The organism is Tepidimonas charontis (assembly GCF_007556685.1).
Lineage (GTDB): Bacteria > Pseudomonadota > Gammaproteobacteria > Burkholderiales > Burkholderiaceae_C > Tepidimonas > Tepidimonas charontis.
Genome location: NZ_VJON01000012.1, coordinates 1 through 18,088, shown reverse-complemented (window position 1 = coordinate 18,088; position 18,088 = coordinate 1). Strand labels below are relative to the sequence as shown.

16 protein-coding genes and 3 pseudogenes are annotated in these 18,088 nt (G+C 68.7%); 11 read left to right on the top strand and 8 right to left on the bottom strand.

Annotated features, from left to right (window positions below):
- The first annotated feature begins 87 nt into the window (after positions 1 to 87).
- Positions 88 to 843, top strand: a complete 756-nt coding sequence (locus Tchar_RS05185) for a type 1 glutamine amidotransferase (protein WP_144328013.1) — start codon at positions 88 to 90, stop codon at positions 841 to 843.
- On the opposite strand, the gene Tchar_RS05180 is transcribed toward Tchar_RS05185, so the two are convergent.
- From Tchar_RS05180 to Tchar_RS05155, 6 genes and pseudogenes are all read right to left on the bottom strand, one after another.
- On the bottom strand, positions 840 to 2,522 hold the full coding sequence (locus tag Tchar_RS05180; protein ID WP_144328012.1) for an acyl-CoA dehydrogenase family protein: 1,683 nt from the start codon (positions 2,520 to 2,522) through the stop codon (positions 840 to 842). The two genes, Tchar_RS05185 and Tchar_RS05180, sit on opposite strands and share 4 nt — an antisense overlap.
- A gap of 4 nt (positions 2,523 to 2,526) precedes the next feature.
- Positions 2,527 to 2,949, bottom strand: coding sequence for an acyl-CoA thioesterase (locus Tchar_RS05175; protein ID WP_143890252.1), 423 nt, complete (start codon positions 2,947 to 2,949; stop codon positions 2,527 to 2,529).
- Positions 2,950 to 2,970: 21 nt separating this feature from the next.
- On the bottom strand, positions 2,971 to 3,756 hold the full coding sequence (locus Tchar_RS05170; protein WP_144328049.1) for an SDR family NAD(P)-dependent oxidoreductase: 786 nt from the start codon (positions 3,754 to 3,756) through the stop codon (positions 2,971 to 2,973).
- Positions 3,757 to 3,812: 56 nt separating this feature from the next.
- A pseudogene (locus Tchar_RS14200) lies at positions 3,813 to 4,391 on the bottom strand (acetyl-CoA C-acyltransferase); the annotation flags it as partial.
- Positions 4,390 to 5,652 (bottom strand): annotated as a pseudogene (locus Tchar_RS05160) (AMP-binding protein); the annotation flags it as partial. The pseudogenes Tchar_RS05160 and Tchar_RS14200, both read right to left, overlap by 2 nt.
- A gap of 52 nt (positions 5,653 to 5,704) precedes the next feature.
- Entirely contained in the window at positions 5,705 to 6,493 is a 789-nt protein-coding gene (locus Tchar_RS05155) for a crotonase/enoyl-CoA hydratase family protein (protein WP_068607534.1), read from the bottom strand.
- Between the two features lie 141 nt (positions 6,494 to 6,634).
- On the opposite strand from Tchar_RS05155, the gene Tchar_RS05150 reads away from it, so the two are divergent.
- Positions 6,635 to 7,414: an enoyl-CoA hydratase/isomerase family protein gene (locus tag Tchar_RS05150; protein ID WP_144328011.1), complete on the top strand. Its 780-nt coding sequence runs from the start codon at positions 6,635 to 6,637 to the stop codon at positions 7,412 to 7,414.
- A 20-nt stretch (positions 7,415 to 7,434) separates the two neighbouring features.
- On the opposite strand, the gene Tchar_RS05145 is transcribed toward Tchar_RS05150, so the two are convergent.
- Positions 7,435 to 8,283, bottom strand: coding sequence for an IclR family transcriptional regulator (locus Tchar_RS05145; protein ID WP_144328010.1), 849 nt, complete (start codon positions 8,281 to 8,283; stop codon positions 7,435 to 7,437).
- A 157-nt stretch (positions 8,284 to 8,440) separates the two neighbouring features.
- Here Tchar_RS05145 and Tchar_RS05140 point away from each other — a divergent pair, with 157 nt between their 5' ends.
- The 9 genes and pseudogenes from Tchar_RS05140 to Tchar_RS05100 all read left to right on the top strand — a co-directional run bounded on the left by Tchar_RS05140 (position 8,441) and on the right by Tchar_RS05100 (position 17,860).
- Positions 8,441 to 9,397, top strand: a complete 957-nt coding sequence (locus tag Tchar_RS05140; RefSeq protein WP_144328009.1) for an MBL fold metallo-hydrolase — start codon at positions 8,441 to 8,443, stop codon at positions 9,395 to 9,397.
- 159 nt (positions 9,398 to 9,556) lie between these two features.
- Positions 9,557 to 10,099: a VOC family protein gene (locus Tchar_RS05135; RefSeq protein ID WP_144328047.1), complete on the top strand. Its 543-nt coding sequence runs from the start codon at positions 9,557 to 9,559 to the stop codon at positions 10,097 to 10,099.
- A 100-nt stretch (positions 10,100 to 10,199) separates the two neighbouring features.
- Positions 10,200 to 11,822 (top strand): FAD-dependent oxidoreductase, encoded by a 1,623-nt coding sequence (locus Tchar_RS05130; protein WP_144328008.1) that lies wholly within the window; start codon positions 10,200 to 10,202, stop codon positions 11,820 to 11,822.
- A gap of 22 nt (positions 11,823 to 11,844) precedes the next feature.
- Positions 11,845 to 12,057, top strand: a complete 213-nt coding sequence (locus Tchar_RS05125; protein WP_144328007.1) for a DUF2783 domain-containing protein — start codon at positions 11,845 to 11,847, stop codon at positions 12,055 to 12,057.
- Positions 12,058 to 12,189: 132 nt separating this feature from the next.
- Positions 12,190 to 13,515, top strand: coding sequence for a fumarylacetoacetase (gene fahA, locus Tchar_RS05120; RefSeq protein ID WP_144328006.1), 1,326 nt, complete (start codon positions 12,190 to 12,192; stop codon positions 13,513 to 13,515).
- Between the two features lie 167 nt (positions 13,516 to 13,682).
- Positions 13,683 to 14,729 (top strand): annotated as a pseudogene (locus tag Tchar_RS05115) (TRAP transporter substrate-binding protein).
- 103 nt (positions 14,730 to 14,832) lie between these two features.
- A complete protein-coding gene (locus Tchar_RS05110; protein WP_144328005.1) occupies positions 14,833 to 15,360 on the top strand; it encodes a TRAP transporter small permease in 528 nt (175 codons plus the stop codon).
- Positions 15,357 to 16,679 (top strand): TRAP transporter large permease, encoded by a 1,323-nt coding sequence (locus Tchar_RS05105; protein ID WP_144328004.1) that lies wholly within the window; start codon positions 15,357 to 15,359, stop codon positions 16,677 to 16,679. Before Tchar_RS05110 ends, Tchar_RS05105 begins: the two co-directional genes overlap by 4 nt.
- 173 nt (positions 16,680 to 16,852) lie before the next feature.
- Positions 16,853 to 17,860, top strand: a complete 1,008-nt coding sequence (locus tag Tchar_RS05100) for an NAD(P)-dependent oxidoreductase (protein WP_144328003.1) — start codon at positions 16,853 to 16,855, stop codon at positions 17,858 to 17,860.
- Here the strand turns inward: Tchar_RS05100 and Tchar_RS05095 are convergent.
- Positions 17,822 to 18,088, bottom strand: a 267-nt coding sequence (locus Tchar_RS05095; RefSeq protein WP_144328002.1) for an integrase core domain-containing protein, incomplete at its 5' end; no start/stop codon positions are given. The genes Tchar_RS05100 and Tchar_RS05095 overlap by 39 nt on opposite strands.

Sequence of the window (18,088 nt, the reverse complement as noted above, 5' to 3'; positions counted from 1 at the left end):
GGGGGCGGCGGTGGTGCCCCCCGTTGGCCCACGCAGTGGCCCCGAACGCGGGCGCGCGCGCCTTTGCGGTCGGTAAGATGCGGCATCATGCCGTTCGATGCCGCTTGTCCCCCGCCGACGCTGCGCGCCGATGTGCTGGTGTTGCAGCACACGATCGAAGACCCCCCTGGCTATCTGGCCACTTGGCTGGACGCCGTCGGCGCCCGCTGGGAGGTGTTTTGCGCCGAAGCCGGGCAGCCTTACCCCGAATCGGTGGCGGGCTACCGCGCGCTGGCGGTGTTGGGCGGGGAGTGGAGCGCCAACGACGAGCGCGCCAGCCTGCGCCACGCCGAGGCGCTGATTCGCGAGGCGCACGCGCTTGGCATCCCCGTCCTCGGCCACTGCCTGGGGGGGCAGCTGATGGCGCGCGCGCTGGGCGGAGCGGTGCAACGTTTGCCGCAGCCCGAAATCGGTTGGTTGCCCATCACGCACGACGGCAGCGCCGCCGCACGCGAGTGGCTGGGGCAGGAGCGGCAGCCGGTGGTGTACCAATGGCATTATGACGGGGTGGTGGCGTTGCCATCTGGCGCGACGGTGCTGGCGACCTCGCCCGCCTGCGCGGTGCAGGCATTCGCGCTCGGGCCGCATCTGGGCATGCAGTTTCACATCGAAATCACACCGCTGAAGATCGAAAACTGGCTCGCCAATCCAGGTGATGTCTACCCTGGTGCCGTGCTCCAGCATCCCGCCAGCGTGCAAACGCCGGCGGCCATGCGCGCTGCCACCGCCGTGCGCCAGGCAGCCAGCTACCGAATGGCCGACCGCATCTACGGGGCTTGGCAGCGGCGCTGGCGCACGGCCTAGACGAGCGCGCGCTCGACCATCTCGCAGCGCCAGGCCTGCTCGGGCCAAACCCAGCGGTCGAAGGCCGCGCCAACCTCGCCGTCCCACGTCGCGTCGTGCCGGCCCAGCCGCGCGCGCGCCCAGCCCATCAGCGTCAGCGCCACCGCGCGCAGGAAGTCCCCCGCCACGGGGAACAGCGCCAGCCGCCGGGCCTCGTCGGCCGCCGCCAGCCGGGTGAGCAGCGCGTGCAACCGCTGCGCGCCGGCGTGCCACGCGGCGTCGGCCGGCGCGTCGGCCTGCAGCTCGCGCAGCAGCGCGGCCAGCGCCACGCCGCCATCCGGCAGCGTCTTGCGCAGCAGCAGGTCCTGCGCCTGGATCTCGTTGGTGCCCTCGTAGATCATCGTCACGCGCGCGTCGCGCACGATCTGCTCGATGCCCCACTCGCGCACATAGCCGTGGCCGCCGAACACCTGCAGGCAGTCGCTGGCGCCGTGGAAGGCCTGTTCGGTCCACGCGGCCTTCAGCACCGGGGTGATCAGAGCGCACCATCGCTGCGCGGCTTGGCGGTGCGCGCCGTCCGGGTGGTGGTGGGCGACGTCGAGTGCCAGCGCCGTGCGGTAGGCCAGCAGTTGGCCGGTGTCGATCCAGGCACGCTGCGTGTCCAGCAGCCGCCGCACCGCCGGGTGGTCGATGATCGGGTCGGCCGCCTGCGCCGGGTCGCGCCGCTGCGGCGCGCGCATCTGGCGCCGCTCGTGCGCGTAGGCGTGCGCCTTCTGCCACGCGGCGTCCAGCAGGCCGATGCCCTGCAGCGCCACGTGCAGCCGCGCCGCATTCATCATCACGAACATCGCCGCCAGCCCCTGGTGCGGCGCGCCGACCAGCCAGCCCTCGGCGCCGTCGAAGCGCAGCACGCAGGTGGGGCTGGCGTGCAGGCCCATCTTGGCCTCGATCCGTTCGCAGACGATGGCGTTGCGCCGGCCATCCGGCAGCCACTTCGGGGCGAGCAGCTGGCTCAGGCCCTTCGGGCCGGGCGGGGCGTCCGGCAGCCGCGCCAGCACCAGGTGCACGATGTTGTCGGTCAGGTCGTGCTCGCCGCCGGAGATGAAGATCTTCGTGCCCTCGATGCGGTAGCCGTCGTCGCCCGCCGGCGTGGCGCGCGTGCGCAACAGGCCCAGGTCGCTGCCGGCGTGCGCCTCGGTCAGTGCCATCGTGGCCAGCCACTCCCCGCTGACCAGCTTGGGCAGGTACTGCGCCTGCAGCGCGGGGCTGGCGTGGTGGCGCAGGCACTCCACCGCGCCGTGCAGCAGGCCGGGTGCCATGGTCCAGCCGTGGTTGGCGGCGCTCAGCCACTCGTACAGCACGAACTCCAGCGCCACCGGCAGGCCTTGGCCGCCCAGCGCCGGCGGGGCCGACAGCGCCGGCCAGCCGGCGCGCCAGAACGCCTGGTAGGCGTCGCGAAAGCCGGGCGGCATCGTCACCGCGCCGTCGTGCCAGCGCGCGCCGGTCTCGTCGCCGACGCGGTTCAGCGGCGCCACCACCTCGTGCACGAAGGTGGCGGCCTCCTCCAGCACCTGGCGGGTGAGGTCGGCGTCGGCGTGCTCGGCCAGCGCCGGCAGCTCGCGCCAAGTGGCCGGCGCATCCAGCACGTCCAGCAGCCAGCGCGCGGACAGCGCCGCGTCGGGGCGATAGGGCTGCGTCATTCCTTCAGCCTCCGCACAGGGCGCGGATGTCCGCGGGGATCGGGATCGCCTTGATGCGGTCCGGGTCGTCGGGGTGGCGGATGCAGAAGGCGCGCGTCTCGCGCCCCTCGCACAGCACGTCGTCGCCGCGGCGCACCACGTGGTGCTGGATGAAGACTTTTTCCCGCCATTCTTCCACCCGCGTATGCACCTGCAGGCGCTCGCCGTAGGTGGCGGGCTTGAGGAAGCGGGTGTGGATCTCCAGCAGCGGCGTGCCGATGATGCCGCGCGTCTTGACCAGCTCGCGCCAAGGCGGCACGCCGCACTGCACGAAGAAGTGCAGCGACGCCGCGTCCATCCACTTGCTGAAGTTGGGGAAGAAGACGATGCCGGCCGGGTCGCAGTCGCCGAACATCACCTCCACCTCGTAGACCGTGGTCTTGCTCATCCGCAGGGCCTCCGGCAAGGGTCAACGCGGGGCCAGGCGCAGCGCGCCGTCCAGCCGGATCACCTCGCCATTGAGGTGGCCGTTGGTGACGATGTGGCAGGCCAGATCGGCAAACTCCTGGGGGCGGCCCAGCCGCGACGGGAACGGGATGCTCGCCGCCAGCGACTGCTGCACGGCCTCGGGCAAGGTGCGCATCAGCGGCGTGTCGAACAGCCCGGGCGCGATGGTGCAGACCCGAATGCCATGCTGCGCCAGATCGCGCGCCATGGGCAGCGTCATGCCCACCACGCCGCCCTTGGACGCGCTGTAGGCCTGCTGGCCGACCTGGCCGTCGAAGGCCGCCACGGAGGCGGTGAATACCATCACGCCGCGCTCGCCATCCTCCAGCGGGGGCAGGGCGGCGCAGGCGGCGGCGAACAGGCGCGCGGCGTTGTAGGTGCCGATCAGGTTGACGCCCACGACGCGCTCGAAGTCCTCCAGCGGGGCGGGCTGTCCGTCTTTGCCGACGATGCGCCGCGCGGTGCCGATGCCGGCCACGTGCATCAGGATGCGCGCCGGGCCGAGCGCGGCGGCGGCCTGGGCAAAGGCGTCGCGCAGGCCGTCGGCGCTGGCGACATCGGCAGCCAGCGCCAGTGCCGTGCCGGCGCCGTGGGCGGCGTTCAAGTCGGCGGCGACGCGCGCGGCGGCTTCGCCCGACAGGTCGATGACGGCCACGCGTGCGCCACGGGCAGCCAGCTCGCGCGCCGTGGCCTCGCCAAGGCCGGAGCCGGCGCCGGTGACCAGGGCGGTTTGTCCATTCAGTTGCATCGGTGTCTCCTGGGGGCCGCGGGGAGGGCGGCCCAGCGTTGGGGGTGGGTGTTCGATCAGGCGGCGGTCGGGGCATCGGGGTTTTCCAGCAGCAGCGCGATGCCCTGGCCGCCGCCGATGCAGGCCGAGGCCACGCCCCAGCGCCCGCCGCAGGCGCGCAGCGCGCGCGCGCAGGTCAGCGTCAGCCGCACGCCGGTGGCCGCCAGCGGATGCCCCAGCGCGATGGCGCCGCCGTGCACGTTCAGGCGCGCCTCGTCCAGCCCCAGCTCGCGCGCCACGGCCAGCACCTGCGCGCCCTGCGCCTCGTTGATCTCGAAGCGGTCGATGGCGTCCAGCGTCAGCCCGGCGCGCTGCAGCAGCAGGCGGATCGCGGGTGCCGGGCCGATGCCCATGATCTCCGGCGGCACGCCGACCACCGCGGCGGCCGCCACGCGCGCCAGCGGCGCACGTCCGGTGCGCGTTTGCCAGTCGCGGGTGAACGCGCCACCCGCCACCACGGCGGCCGCCGCCGCATCCACCAGCGCCGAGCTGTTGCCGGCCGTCTGCACCCCGCCCGGGTGCACCGGGCGCAGGCGCGCCAGCGCCTCCAGCGGCGAGGGGCGCGGGTGGGTGTCGGTGTCCACGCGCTCCACTTTTCACTTCCAGGCCCGGGGTGGGGATGCCCAGGTCGCCCGCGCGCACATCCGGGCTGGTGACGAAGAGCGCAAACGGCCCCGTCTCCGTCATGCCCAGGCCGGAGGTCATGACGATGCGCTCGCCGGTCTCGCGCACCTCGCTCTCGTACAGGCTGTCCCAGATGGGTTGGGCCAGCGCCGCGCCGGCATAGAAGAACATGCGCACGCGCGACAGCAGGGTGCGGCGCAAGGCGTCGTCGGTCTTCATCGCGTGGGCGATCGCCTCGAACCCGGTCGGCACGTTGAAATACACGGTCGGTGCGATCTCGCGCAGGTTGCGCAGCGTCTCGCCGATCAGCGCCGGGGTGGGTTTGCCGTCGTCGATGTAGAGCGTGCCGCCGTGGTAGAGCACCATGCCGAAGTTGTGGTTGCCGCCAAACGTGTGGTTCCACGGCAGCCAGTCCACCAGCACCAGGTCGCCTTCGGCCAGTACCGGCATGGACTGCGTCATTTGCTGCTGGTTGGCGCACCACATGCGCTGGGTGTTGATGACGGCCTTGGGCGCTTTGGTCGAGCCGCTGGTGAACAAAAACTTGACGATGGTGTCCGGCCCCGTGGCGGCCATGGCGGCGTCCACGGCGTCGGTCGCAGGGGTGGACGCCAGCGCCGAGAACGACGTGGCGGGCCGATCGGGCAGCGCGCCTTCGGCCAGCACCGTCTCCACCTCGGTGGGCACCACGGCCTGGATGGCGCGGGCGTAGCGGGTATCTTGGGCGAACACCAGGCCCGGGGTGACCGTGCGCCAGACGTGGCGCAGCTTGTCGAAGTCGCTGCTGAGCAGCGCATAGGCCGGGGACGCCGGCACCCAGGGCACGCCCGCCACCAGACAGCCCAGCGCCAGCAGCGCGTGCTCCAGGCTGTTTTCGCTCAGAATCAGCACCGGCCGCTCGGCGGACAGTCCCCGCGACAGCAGGCCCTGGGCAATCGCGCGCGCGGTCTGCCAGGCCTCGGCAAACGTGACGTGCTGCCAGTCGCCCAGCCCCGTCGTGCCGTCGGCGCGCACCTCGCGCCGGCGGCGGGCGAACAGCGTGCGCTGCGGCCGGGTGTGCGCCCAGTGCCGCAGGCGATCCGTCAGACGGTCGGGGTAGGGTTGCAGCGCCTGCTCGGCACGCAGGTAATGGGTGCCGCGCTCGCCGTCGCGCACCTGCACGCGCGTCACGCCAAAGCGCAGCGGGCGAAACGGCGCCTGTGCGGCATCGGGCGGCCCCGGTGGAATGTCCATCGCGTTCATGTCTCCTCGTCCTCTCTGGTCGTGCGTGTCGTGGGCGGCCGGCTCAGGCGTCTTTGCGCACTTTGGCGGCCTTGCCTTCCAGGAAGGCGCGCAGCCGGGCCTTGGCCTCCGGTGCCGCCTGGGCAATGGCGGAGATCAGCGCCTCGGTGAACAGGCCGTGGTCGCTGGCCTGTTCGGCAATGCGGGGCAGGGCGTGCATCAGCGCAAAGTTGGTCAGCGGGGCGTTCTCGGCGATGCGGCGGGCCAGCTCCAGCGCCTTGGGCAGCGCCTGGCCGGCCGGCACGCGGTACTGCGCCAGCCCGATGCGCTCGCCGGCCTCGGCGTCGTAGACCCGGCCGGTCAGCATCATGTCCATCATGCGCGGCACGCCGATCAGCTTGGGGATGCGCACCGAACCGCTGCCGCCCACGAAGATGCCGCGAGAGCCTTCGGGCAGGGCAAAGTACGCGCTGTCGTCCGCCACGCGTACATGGCAGGCGCTGGCCAGCTCCAGCCCGCCCCCGACCACGGCGCCATGCAGGGCCGCCACCACGGGCACGCGGCCCTTCTCGATGGCTTCCAGCGCCGTGTGCCACAGGCGGGAGTGCATCACGCCTTCCCCAGCATCGCGCTCGCGCAGTTCCGACAGATCCAGCCCGGCGCAGAAGTGCTCGCCCTCGCCGCAGATGACCGCGGCGCGCGCGGCCTCCGGCAGGGTTTCGAAGGTTTGGCGCAGCGCCAGGATCAGCCCATCCGACAGGGCATTGCGCTTGGCCGGACGCCGCAACCGAACGATGGCGACGGCGCCGTCCAGGGTAACGTCGACGGCTTGGAGATCGGGGGTGGCATTCATGAATAAAGTTACAAAAAATAACGATATGGCGAATGTAGCGGTTTCACGCCCCGTTTCGGATCCGGGAAAACCCGCAGACGCCATCTCCCCGATCCCAGGGCCACCCGAAGAGCCCGAGCGGGAGCGGCATACTCCCGTGCCATGCACGACGACGCTTCCAGCCCCTTCTATGCGGTCCATGACGGTGTGGCCACGATCACCCTCAACCGTCCGCGCCACCGCAATCGCCTGCACGACGAAGACTTGCGCGCGCTGGTGCGCCATGTCGAGTCGGCCAACCGCGACGCCTCGGTGCGGGTGCTCGTGCTCGGCGCGCGTGTGCTGCCGGATGCGCCGGTGTTCAGTGCCGGTTTCCACCTGGGCGGATTCGGGGCGGATGCCGGGGCGGCCGTCGATGCCTTTGCCCATGCAGCCGACGCGCTGGCCCGGGCGCGCCCGGTCACGGTCGCGGCCTTGGCCGGCAGTGTCTATGGCGGGGCCACCGACCTGGCCTTGGCGTGCGACTTTCGCATCGGTGTCCAGGGGATGGAGCTGCGCATGCCCGCAGCCGCGCTGGGCCTGCACTACTACCCCAGCGGCATGCGCCGCTGCGTGGCCACGCTGGGGTTGTCGGCGGCGCGCCGGCTGTTCCTGTTCGCGGAACCGCTGGGCGCGGCCGAACTGCTGGCGCTGGGCTATCTGGATGAGTTGGTCGAGCCCGCCGACTTGGACGCCGCCGTGCGCCGCCGGTGCGCGCAGGTGCTGGCCCTGGCACCGCTGGCCGTCCAGGGCATGAAACAGACACTGCAAGACATCGCCCTGGGGGAGCGCCGACCGGACGATTGGCGCGCGCGCGAGGTGGCGACCCACGCCAGCCGCGACTTCGCCGAAGGGCGTGCTGCGTTGGCCGAGCGACGCGCGCCGCGCTTCGAAGGGCGGTGAAGCGCGGCTTCAGCAAGCCCTCAGGCGGCCGGGTGGGGCGTCTGGGCCGGCGCACCCAGGCGCTGTGACAGCCGCTGGGAGGCGGCGCGCAATGCCCGCGCCTGCGCACTGTCGGTGCTCAGGTCCAACAACGGTGAGGGGGCGATGGCGGCGATCGCCAGCACGACCTGACCCAGTCCGTCGAAGACCGGCACGGCCATCGCACTGATGCCAGGCAGCAGCTCGTCACGCACGCGGCTGAGGCCCTCGCGCCGAATGGACTGCAGCTCGGCAGCAAATACCGGGTCGGTGAGCGCTGCGGCCTCGCCCTCGCGCGCCAAAGCCTCGGCTACGGCGTCGGTGGGAGCAAAGGCGGCAAAGATTTTGCCCGTGCCCGTGTGGCGCAGCGACGCCGGAGTGCCGTGGCGCATGGCCACGTGCACAGCCGTGGGGCCGCGCTCCACATGCACGATGATGGGGCCCACCGGCCCCCACACCGCGGCCGACACCGTGCAACCCACCGCTTGCGCCAGCGCAGGCAGCTCGGCCACGGCCAGCCGCACCGGATCGACCTGTTGCAAACCGATGAGCCCCAGCTGCAACGCCAGCGGCCCTAAGCCATAACTGCCACTGACCGGATCTTGGGCGATGAGCCCGAGCTTGCCGAAGCTGACCAGGTAGGGATGGGCTTTGGCGGGCGTCATACCGGCCGCGCGCGCCAGCGCCCCCAGGGGCAGGGCGCGCCCGGCCCGCACCAGTGCCTTGAGCAACTGTCCGCCCACTTCCACGCTCTGAATGCCGCGCGGACTGCGAGGCTCGTTTCCGTCGTTGACGACGGGCTCATCATCCTCGCGGTCCAGAGTGCGGCGGTCAGGGGATGGGGCGGCCATCGTTCGATTGCGTTTTTCGGTTGGCACGGCACACCTAGGGTTTGTACTAAGTCAAATCCGTTTGACATGGTACAACGATTTTGGGTATTCTCGGCTTTGTTGTATGACAAACGCATTTGATATAAACAAAATCTGATTCACCACCGGAGTCCGATCGATGAGCACCAAAGCCTTCGCCAGCCAGGCCGACCTGCAGGACAAGCAGGTCAGCTTCACGCGGCTGTCGGAACACGCCTACGCCTACACGGCCGAGGGCGACCCCAACACCGGCGTCGTCATCGGCGACAACGCCGTCATGGTGATCGACACCCAGGCCACGCCGGTCATGGCCCAAGACGTGATCCGGCGCATTCGCGCGGTCACCGACAAACCGATCAAATACGTGGTGCTGTCGCATTACCACGCGGTGCGCGTGCTCGGCGCCAGTGCCTACCAGGCCGAACACATCATCGCCAGCCAGGACACCTACGACCTCATCGTCGAGCGCGGCGAAGCCGACAAGGCCAGCGAGATCGGTCGCTTTCCGCGCTTGTTCCGCGCCGTGGAAAGCATCCCGCCGGGGCTGACCTGGCCCACCATCACCTTCACCGGCAAGATGACGATCTGGCTGGGCAAGCTGGAGGTGCAGCTGCTGCAGCTCGGGCGCGGTCACACCAAGGGCGACACGGTGGCGTGGCTGCCGCAGGAAAAAATCCTGTTCTCCGGCGACCTGGTCGAGTTCGACGCCACCCCCTACGCGGGCGACGCCTACTTCAAGGACTGGCCCCAGACGCTGGACCGCATTGCCGCGCTGCAGCCGCAACAGTTGGTGCCGGGGCGTGGCCCGGCGCTGACCACGCCCGAGCAGGTGCAAGCCGCGCTGCGTGGCACGCGCGCCTTCATCGCTGACGTGTACGCCAGCGTGCAAGCGGGTGTGGCAGCGGGCAAGGACCTCAAGACCGTCTACCGCGAGACCTACGACAAGCTCAAGCCCAAATACGGGGAGTGGGTGATCTTCGATCACTGCATGCCCTTCGATGTGACACGTTGCTACGACGAGGTCACGCAGTACCCCGACCCGCGCGTCTGGACCGCCGAGCGCGATCGCCAGATGTGGGAAACCCTGGAGGGTTGAGGCGCAGCGCCCGCGCCCCGCGGGTCGGCGACGAGACCGCTGTGCCAGCCCTGGATCGTTGTCACCCACGGCTTGGCAGGCACCTGCCCCTTGCCTCGTCGCCGTCGCCCCGGTGCGGTCGCCATCTATCCCGAGCAGCCAACCGAGGAGCCAGCCATGCTGCAGATCCAACGCATCCACCATGTCGCCTATCGTTGCAAGGACGCCAAGGAGACGGTCGAGTGGTACGTCAAGCACTTGAACATGAAGTTCGTGCTGGCGATTGCCGAAGACCAGGTGCCCTCCACCAAAGCGCCCGACCCGTATATGCACGTCTTTCTGGATGCGGGCCAGGGCAACGTGCTGGCCTTCTTCGAGCTGCCCAACTCCCCGGCCATGGGGCGTGACCCCAACACCCCGGAGTGGGTGCAGCACATCGCCTTCAAGGTCGACAGCGTACAAACGCTGCAGGAGACCAAGGCGCGCTTGGAAGCGGCCGGCATTGAGGTGGTGGGTATCACCGATCACACCATTTTCAAGAGCATCTATTTCTTCGACCCGAACGGTCACCGCATCGAGCTTGCTGCCGACGTCGGCACGCCCGACATGTATGAAAAGCTCGACGCCGTGAAATGGGACATGCTCAACGAATGGGCGCAGACCAAACGCGCGCCCCGGCACGCGGCCTGGATGCACGAAAAGGAATTCCACGCGCTCGACTAAGACGCAAGACGCGCGCAGCGCCCCGATTCGCATCGCTTCTCGACATCTGTCGCCCGCGCCGCGGGTGACGGGGCGCACCGTACCCGCAGGAGCCCTGACCATGTTGCACACCTACACCTATCCGCGATATGCCTACCGGCAGAGTGACGAGCAACGCGAAGGCCGCCGGGTGCGCCATCCGGTGGTGATCATCGGTGCTGGCCCGGTGGGCATGACGCAGGCGCTGGACTGCGCCGCGCGCGGCATCCCGGCCGTCGTGCTCGATGACAACAACACCGTCAGCGTCGGCTCGCGCGCGGTGTGCTACGCCAAGCGCCCCCTGGAGATCTGGGATCGCCTGGGCATCGGTGAGGACCTGGTGGCGCAGGGCGTGCAATGGAAAGTGGGCAAGGTGTTCTTCCGCGACGAGCTGGTCTATCAGTTCGACTTGCTGCCCGAAGACCACCACAAGATGCCGGCGATGATCAACCTCCAGCAGTACTACCTGGAGGAGCGGCTGGTTCGCGCGTGCGACGACTCGCCACGGGTGGATCTGCGCTGGAAGCACAAGGTGCTGGCGGTGGAGCCGCAGACCGACCACGTGGTGCTGACGGTGGAAACCCCCGACGGCATCTTCAAAATGGAGGCCGAATGGCTCATTGCCTGTGACGGTGCACACAGCGACACCCGGCGCATGATCGGGGCGGAGTTTACGGGTCAGTTTTTCCAGGACCGCTTTCTCATCGCCGACGTGGTGATGAAGGCCGACTTCCCGACCGAGCGCTGGTTCTGGTTCGACCCCCCATTCCACCGCAACCAAAGCGTGCTGCTGCACAAGCAGTGCGACAACGTCTGGCGCATCGACTTCCAGCTCGGCTGGGATGCCGACCCCAACGAGGAAAAAAAGCCCGAGCGCGTCATCCCGCGTATCCAGGCCATGCTGGGGCCGGACGTGCCGTTCGAGCTGGAGTGGGTGTCGGTGTACCAGTTCGCGTGCCGGCGCATCGACCGCTTCCGCCACGGGCGGGTGATCTTCGCCGGTGACGCGGCGCACCAAGTGTCGCCGTTTGGCGCGCGCGGCGCCAACAGCGGTGTGCAGGACTGCGACAACCTGAGCTGGAAGCTCAAAGCGGTGCTCGACGGCGACGCCCCCGAGGCGCTGCTCGACACCTACCACGACGAGCGCGCCTTGGCCGCCGACGACAACCTGCTCAACTCCACGCGCTCCACGGACTTCATCACGCCCAAGAGCCGCACCTCGCTGCGCCTGCGCAATGCGGTGCTGGAGCTGGCGCGCACCGAGCCCTTTGCGCGGCCGCTGGTCAACAGCGGCCGCCTGTCGACGCCAACTCCCTACGTCGACTCGCCACTGAATACCCCCGATACCGAGGCATTCGCCGGTCGGATGGCGCCAGGCACCAACTGCGCCGACGCGCCGATCGAGCGCGACGGGCGCGCGACGTGGCTGCTCAATCAGCTGGGCGAAGGCTTTGTGCTGCTGAGCTTTGGCCCGGCCGAGCCGGTACGCGTCGGCGGCGTCGAGGCCCGGGTGCTGCAGGTCGGGCGCGACCTCATCGACCGCGCGGGCGTGCTGACCCAGCGCTACGACGGCCAGCCGGGTACGGTGTATTTGATTCGGCCCGACCAGTATGTGGCCGCCCGCTGGCGCCGCTTTGACCGCGCCGCCGTCGAGGCGGCCTTGGCGCGCGCCCTCGGTCATCGAGTGGCGCCAGCCGCGTCTTAACCGTGTTTGCCGGAGGTCCTCCATGCCGCTGAACCGTCAGCCCCACATCCTCGATCCGGACGCGTTTTATGAAGAACTGATCAACGCCCAGCGCGATCTCAGCGACGAGCAGGCCGACATGTTTCTGGCCAAGCTGGTGCTGATCCTGGCCAATCACGTGGGGGATCGCACGGTGTTGTCCGAGGCCATCGCCTTGGCGCGCGCCAACACGCTGGCCACCGCTGCGGCAGGCTGACGCCCGCGTTCCGCCGCAGGCAGGCGAGCCCGGCGACCATAGACCGGTGGGTGCTGCACCTGACGGACGCTGCCTCGTGCCGCGCACCGGCAAGGCGCGGCAGCGCCCCCCCACGTCGAAGAGACCTCATTTATGTCGATGCTCAACGAAACCCATGATCCCGCCCTGCGCAGCTGGGTGGACAGCGCCCAACGCGAGGGCACCGATTTTCCGATTCAGAACCTGCCCTTTGCCAGTTTTCGGCGGCGCGGCCGCGGCGAGGGCTGGCGGGGCGGGGTGGCCATTGGGGACGCCATCGTCGATTTGGCCGCCTTGCACCGCGTCCACCCCTTCGAGGGGCAGGCGGCCGAAGCCTTGGCCGTGGCCGCCGAACCGCAGCTCAATGCGCTGATGGCACTGGGCCCGGCCCACTGGAGCGCGCTGCGCCTGGCCTTGTCGCGTGCGCTGCGCACAGGCAGCCCGCTGCGTGCGCTCGTCGAGCCGTGCTTGCTGCCACAGAGCGAGGCCGAATACGGCCTGCCCGCGCGCATTGGCGACTACACCGACTTCTACACGTCGATCCATCACGCCACCAACATCGGCCGGCTGTTCCGACCCGACCAGCCGCTGCTGCCCAATTACAAATGGGTGCCCATCGGCTACCACGGGCGCAGCTCCAGTGTCGGCGTGTCGCCGCAGCGCTTTCACCGCCCGTGCGGGCAAATCAAGACGCCCGACGCCGCCGCGCCGGTGCTGGCGCCCAGCCGGCGTCTGGACATCGAGCTGGAGCTGGGCGTCTTCATCGGGCCCGGTAACGCACTGGGCGAGCCGATTCCGGTGGCCGAGGCGGAGTCCCATGTCTTCGGGCTCGTGCTGCTCAACGACTGGTCGGCGCGCGACATTCAGGCCTGGGAGTATCAGCCGCTGGGCCCGTTTCTGGCCAAAAATTTCGCCACCACGGTCTCGCCATGGGTGGTGACGCTGGAGGCCCTGGCGCCGTATCGGGTCCCCTTCGAGCGGCCAGCGGACGACCCGCCGCCGCTGCCGTATCTGGATGATGCCGCCCGCCGAGACCGTGCGGCGTTCGATATTCAACTGACGATTGGCTGGCAGACGGCGCAGATGCACGCGCACGGACAGCCGGAACACGTGGTGGCACAGACCAATTATCGCTACGCCTACTGGGCAGTGGCGCAGATGGTGGCGCACCACACCGTCAACGGCTGCAATCTGCAACCCGGCGATTTGTTGGGCACCGGCACGCTCTCGGGGCCCGAGCCGCACCAGGCGGCGGCGTTCATCGAACTCACCGCCGGCGGCAAGCAGCCGCTGACCTTGCCCTCAGGCGAGCAGCGCACGTTTTTGGAAGACGGCGACACCGTGGTGCTGCGCGGCTGGTGCCAGGCGCCGGGGTGGGCGCGCATCGGGTTTGGCGAATGCCGCGGGACGGTACTGCCGGCGCGGGCGCCAGCGGTGTGAGTGCAACGCAGAGGGGCAAGCAAATGGGTGAGCCCGCAGCCCATGCCAAAACGTGATAACAGCTTGTCGATGATGGGGGATCACCGTTTCACGGCCGGCGCTTCAGTGCACCGTGGCAGTCGTCGCTCGTTGCCATGTCCGACCGGACGTTCTGAAGGAGACAACGCATGAAACTGACCGTCAACCGTCGCACCGCCATCGTAGCCGTGAGCGGGGTTTTGCTGGGCAGCGCCGCCTGGGCGCAGCAGCTGACGCTGCGCGTGCATCACTTTTTGCCAGCGCAGGCTTCCATTCCGCGTTTGGTCATCGAGCCCTGGGCCAAGAAAATCGAGGCGGATTCGGGCGGACGCATCCGCGTGCAGGTCTTTCCGGCCATGCAGCTCGGTGGCACGCCACCGCAGCTGTATGACCAGGTCAAGGATGGCGTGGTCGATGTCGTGTGGACGGTGCTGGGCCACACGCCCGGGCGTTTTCCCAAGATGGAGGTGTTCGAGCTGCCGTTCATCGCGCCATCTCACGAGCGCACGGCCGAGGTGACTTCCAAAGCCGCGTGGGATTACGCGTAAAAGTTCGCCGCCGACGAGTTTCGTGACGTCAAACTGCTGGCCATCCACACGCATGGCCCCGGACTGATCCACACCAAGCAGCCCGTCACTGGCCTGGAAAGCCTGCGTGGCATGAAAATCCGCGGCGGCACCCGTATCGTCAACAATATGTTGGTCAAGCTGGGCGCCACGCCGGTGGGCATGCCCGTGCCGCAGGTCACCGAGGCCCTGTCCAAAGGTGTCATCGACGGCACCACCATCCCGTGGGAGGTGGGGCCGTCGCTGCGGGTGCACGAAATCGTCAAGCATCACACCACGTTTGCCATCGACCGTGCGCTCTACACCATGGCGCTTGCCTTCGCCATGAACAAGGCGCGCTACGAGGCGCTGCCGGCGGAGCTGAAAAAGGTGATCGACGACAACAGCGGCCCGACGCTCTCGGCCGCTTTCGGCAAGGCGATGGACGACGCCGACAAGACCGGGCGCGAGATCGCCCTGAAGGCGGGCAACCGCATAACGCAGCTGGAGCCGGCCGAAGCCCAGCGCTGGCTGCGCACGGCGTCGGTGGTGGAGGACGATTGGATCAAGGAGATGCGGGGCAAAGGCATCGATGCCAACGCTTTGGTGCGCGAGGCGCGCGCCCTCATTGCCCAGCACAACGGCAAGTAAACTGTAGCTGGTCAGACCGCGCATGGCGGCAGTCCCCATGCGCGTTTTTTTTGGTGGTCGTGGCGGGCCCAGCCCGTCACATCGGTGACGACAGAGTAAGCGGATGACGGTTTGGATCTTTCGATTGGCGCGCTGGTCGGCGCTGTTGGGTGGGTTGGTGCTGGTGGGCATCACGCTGATGAGCGTGGCCAGTATTTCGGGGCGGGCATTGATTGCGTTCGGGCTGGGGCCGGTGCCGGGTGACTTCGAGCTGGTGGAGGCGGGCACGGCGGTGGCGGTTTTTCTGTTTCTGCCGTGGACCTACCTGCGCGCGGGGCATGCGACGGTCGATCTGCTCTACACGCACTTGCCAGCCGCCTTGCAGCGTGGGATTGCGGTGGCGTGTGACTTGGCCATGCTGGCCCTGTGGAGTGTGCTGACCTGGCGGCTGTGGGAAGGTATGGAGGAGAAGCGCCAGTATCTGGAGACCACCTTCATCCTGCAGATGCCGGTGTGGTGGGCCTATGCGGTCTGCCTAGCGGGGGCGCTGATCGGCTGTCTGGCCTATCTGACACAGTCCCTCATTCGACTCGGGTTGGCCCGTTATCCGCAGGGCTGGCCGCTGGCGACGGCAGGGGGGGCACTGAGATGACCACGATCGAACTCGCTGCGTGGTCGTTTCCGCTCCTGCTGGCGCTGATCTTCATTCGTGTGCCCATCGGGCTGGCGATGGCGCTGTGCGGCTTGGGCGGCGCCTACCTGATCTACGGTCAGCCCGCGCCGCTGCTCAACCAGCTCAAGCACGTCACCTACAGCACGTTTTCCAACTACAGCCTGTCGGTGGTGCCGCTGTTTTTGCTGATGGGGCAGTTCGCCGCGCTCGGCGGGCTGTCGCGAGCGCTGTTCAAGGCAGCCGAGGCGTGGATTGGTCATTGGCGGGGCGGGGTGGCGATGTCGGCGGTCGGGGCGTGCGCCGGCTTCGGCGCCATTTGCGGCTCCTCGCTGGCCACGGCCGCCACCATGGGGCAAGTGGCCCTGCCGGAGTTGCGCCGCGCCGGCTACGCCGGGGGATTGTCCACCGCCTGCCTGGCCGCCGGCGGCACGCTGGGCATTCTCATTCCGCCCTCGGTGGTGTTGGTCATCTACGCCATCCTCACCGAACAAAATATCGCCAAGCTGTTCCTGGCCGCGTTTATACCCGGGATCCTGGCGGCGATCGGCTATCTTATCGTCATCTCCATTTACGTGCGCGTCAAGCCCGACAGCGCGGGGCGCATGGCGCCCGCACCGATGAGTGAGCGCTGGAAGGCGCTGGTGCAGACCTGGCCCGTGGTGGTCATTTTCTTGGCCGTCGTCGGCGGCATCTACATCGGGATCTTCACCCCCACCGAAGGCGCGGCCGTGGGCGCCTTTGGCACCGGGGTGGCGGCATGGCTGACGGGCGGACTCACCGCCAAAACGCTGCGCGAAGCCATTTATGGAACCGCCATCGCCACCGGCATGATCTTCATGATCGTATTGGGGGCGGCGCTGTACAACACCTTTTTGGCCTTGTCGCAACTGCCACAGGAGCTGGCCCAGTGGGTCATCGGCCTGGGGCTGAGCCCGTGGTTGGTGCTGGCCGTGATTTTGGTGGCCTATCTGTTGCTGGGCTGCGTGATGGACTCGCTGTCGATGATTTTGCTGACCATCCCGATCTTCTTTCCGATGATCATGGGGTTGGACTTCGGGCTGACGCCCGAGGAGACGGCGATTTGGTTCGGGATCCTGGTGCTGATCGTGGTCGAAGTCGGCTTGATCACCCCGCCGGTGGGCATGAACCTGTTCATCATCAACAACCTGGCGCGCGACGTGCCGATCACCGCCACCTACCGTGCCGTCGCCCCGTTCGTACTCAGCGATCTGGTGCGCACCGCCATTCTGGCCGCCTTTCCCGGTATCACCTTGGTGGCGTTGCGCCTGTTGTCGTGAGGGTGGCCAGCGCAGCGACGCCGGGTCGGCACGCCGGAGGGCACTCGAGACGATGATGCGGTCTTGCGCGTTGAACGCCACCCGGGCCGCGACACAGCCCCCGGTCCGCCGCGCCATTTCGAGGCCGCAGGCCGGGTCGCACCGGCGCCGCTCGACAGACGAGGAGTTCAGCCATGTCCATTCAGCACGGAGTGCCCCCCGCGGGCTCTGCAGCGAGTCCATTCAGCCCGCCGCCGGGCGCCGCGTCCGCCGCCGCGCCCCTCACCCGGGTCGGCGTCATCGGCTTGGGGGAAGTGGGCGCCATTTTCGGTGCGGCCTTGCGCGAGCAGGGGCTGCCCTGGGTGGGCGCTTGGGACGTGCTGGCGCTGAATGAGGCCGAGCGCGTCGTCCTGCAGCAGCGTGCCGCCGCGGCCGGGGTCACGTTGTGTCCGGACTTGGCTGCGTTGTGCGCACAGGCGGAGTTGCTCATCAGTGCCGTCACGGCGGGCAACACCTTGGCGGCGGCGCAAGCCGCTGCCACCGAATTGCGCCCCGGCACCTGGTATCTGGACCTCAACTCGGCCTCGCCAGCGACCAAGCAGGCAGCCGCCGCAGCCATCGAAGCCGCCGGCGGCCGCTACGTCGAGGCGGGTGTGATGACCTCGGTGCCGCCCTATGGTATTCGCGTGCCCATGCTCATCGGGGGACCGCACGCGGCGGCCCTGCAGCCGGTGCTGCAACGCTGGGGCATGCAGGTGCAGGTGGCCTCCGAGCACCTGGGCGTCGCATCGGCCACCAAAATGTGCCGCAGCGTCATGATCAAGGGGCTGGAGGCCCTGGTCATCGAAAGCTTCACGGCGGCGCGCCATTACGGTGTAGAGGAGGCCATGATCGCCACCCTGCAGGAGACCTTTCCCGGTATCGACTGGCCGGCCCAGGCCGCCTACTTTTATCGCCGCGTCGCCCAGCACGGGCGGCGTCGCGCCGAGGAAATGCGCGAAGTCGCGCGTACCGTAGCCGAAGCGGGTTTCGAGCCGCAGATGGCGAGCGCCACCGCCGACAAAGACGACTGGATGGCTGCCCTGGCGCGTGCAGGCGCCTTTGGCCATATCACCGATTCACAGGGGTGGCAGCACTGGGCCGATGCGCTGTTGGCCAGCCGTCTAGCTGTGAGCCGTCAAGAGGTTGTTCCGAAGAACTAGAAGCCGTGACATAGGCGCGACGCGGCCTATGCCGTGGTGCGGGCGATGCCAGTTGTAGTGGTGCTGCCAGCTGTGAAGCGCTTGGCGCCGCTGCTCGGAGTTTTGGTAGGTCCAGCCGTAGGCCCACTCACGCAGCGCCGACTGGATGAACCGCTCGGCCTTGCCGTTGGTTTGTGGCCGATACGCGCGGGTGAACTTGTGCGCGATGCCCAGTTGCTGGCAAGCCTG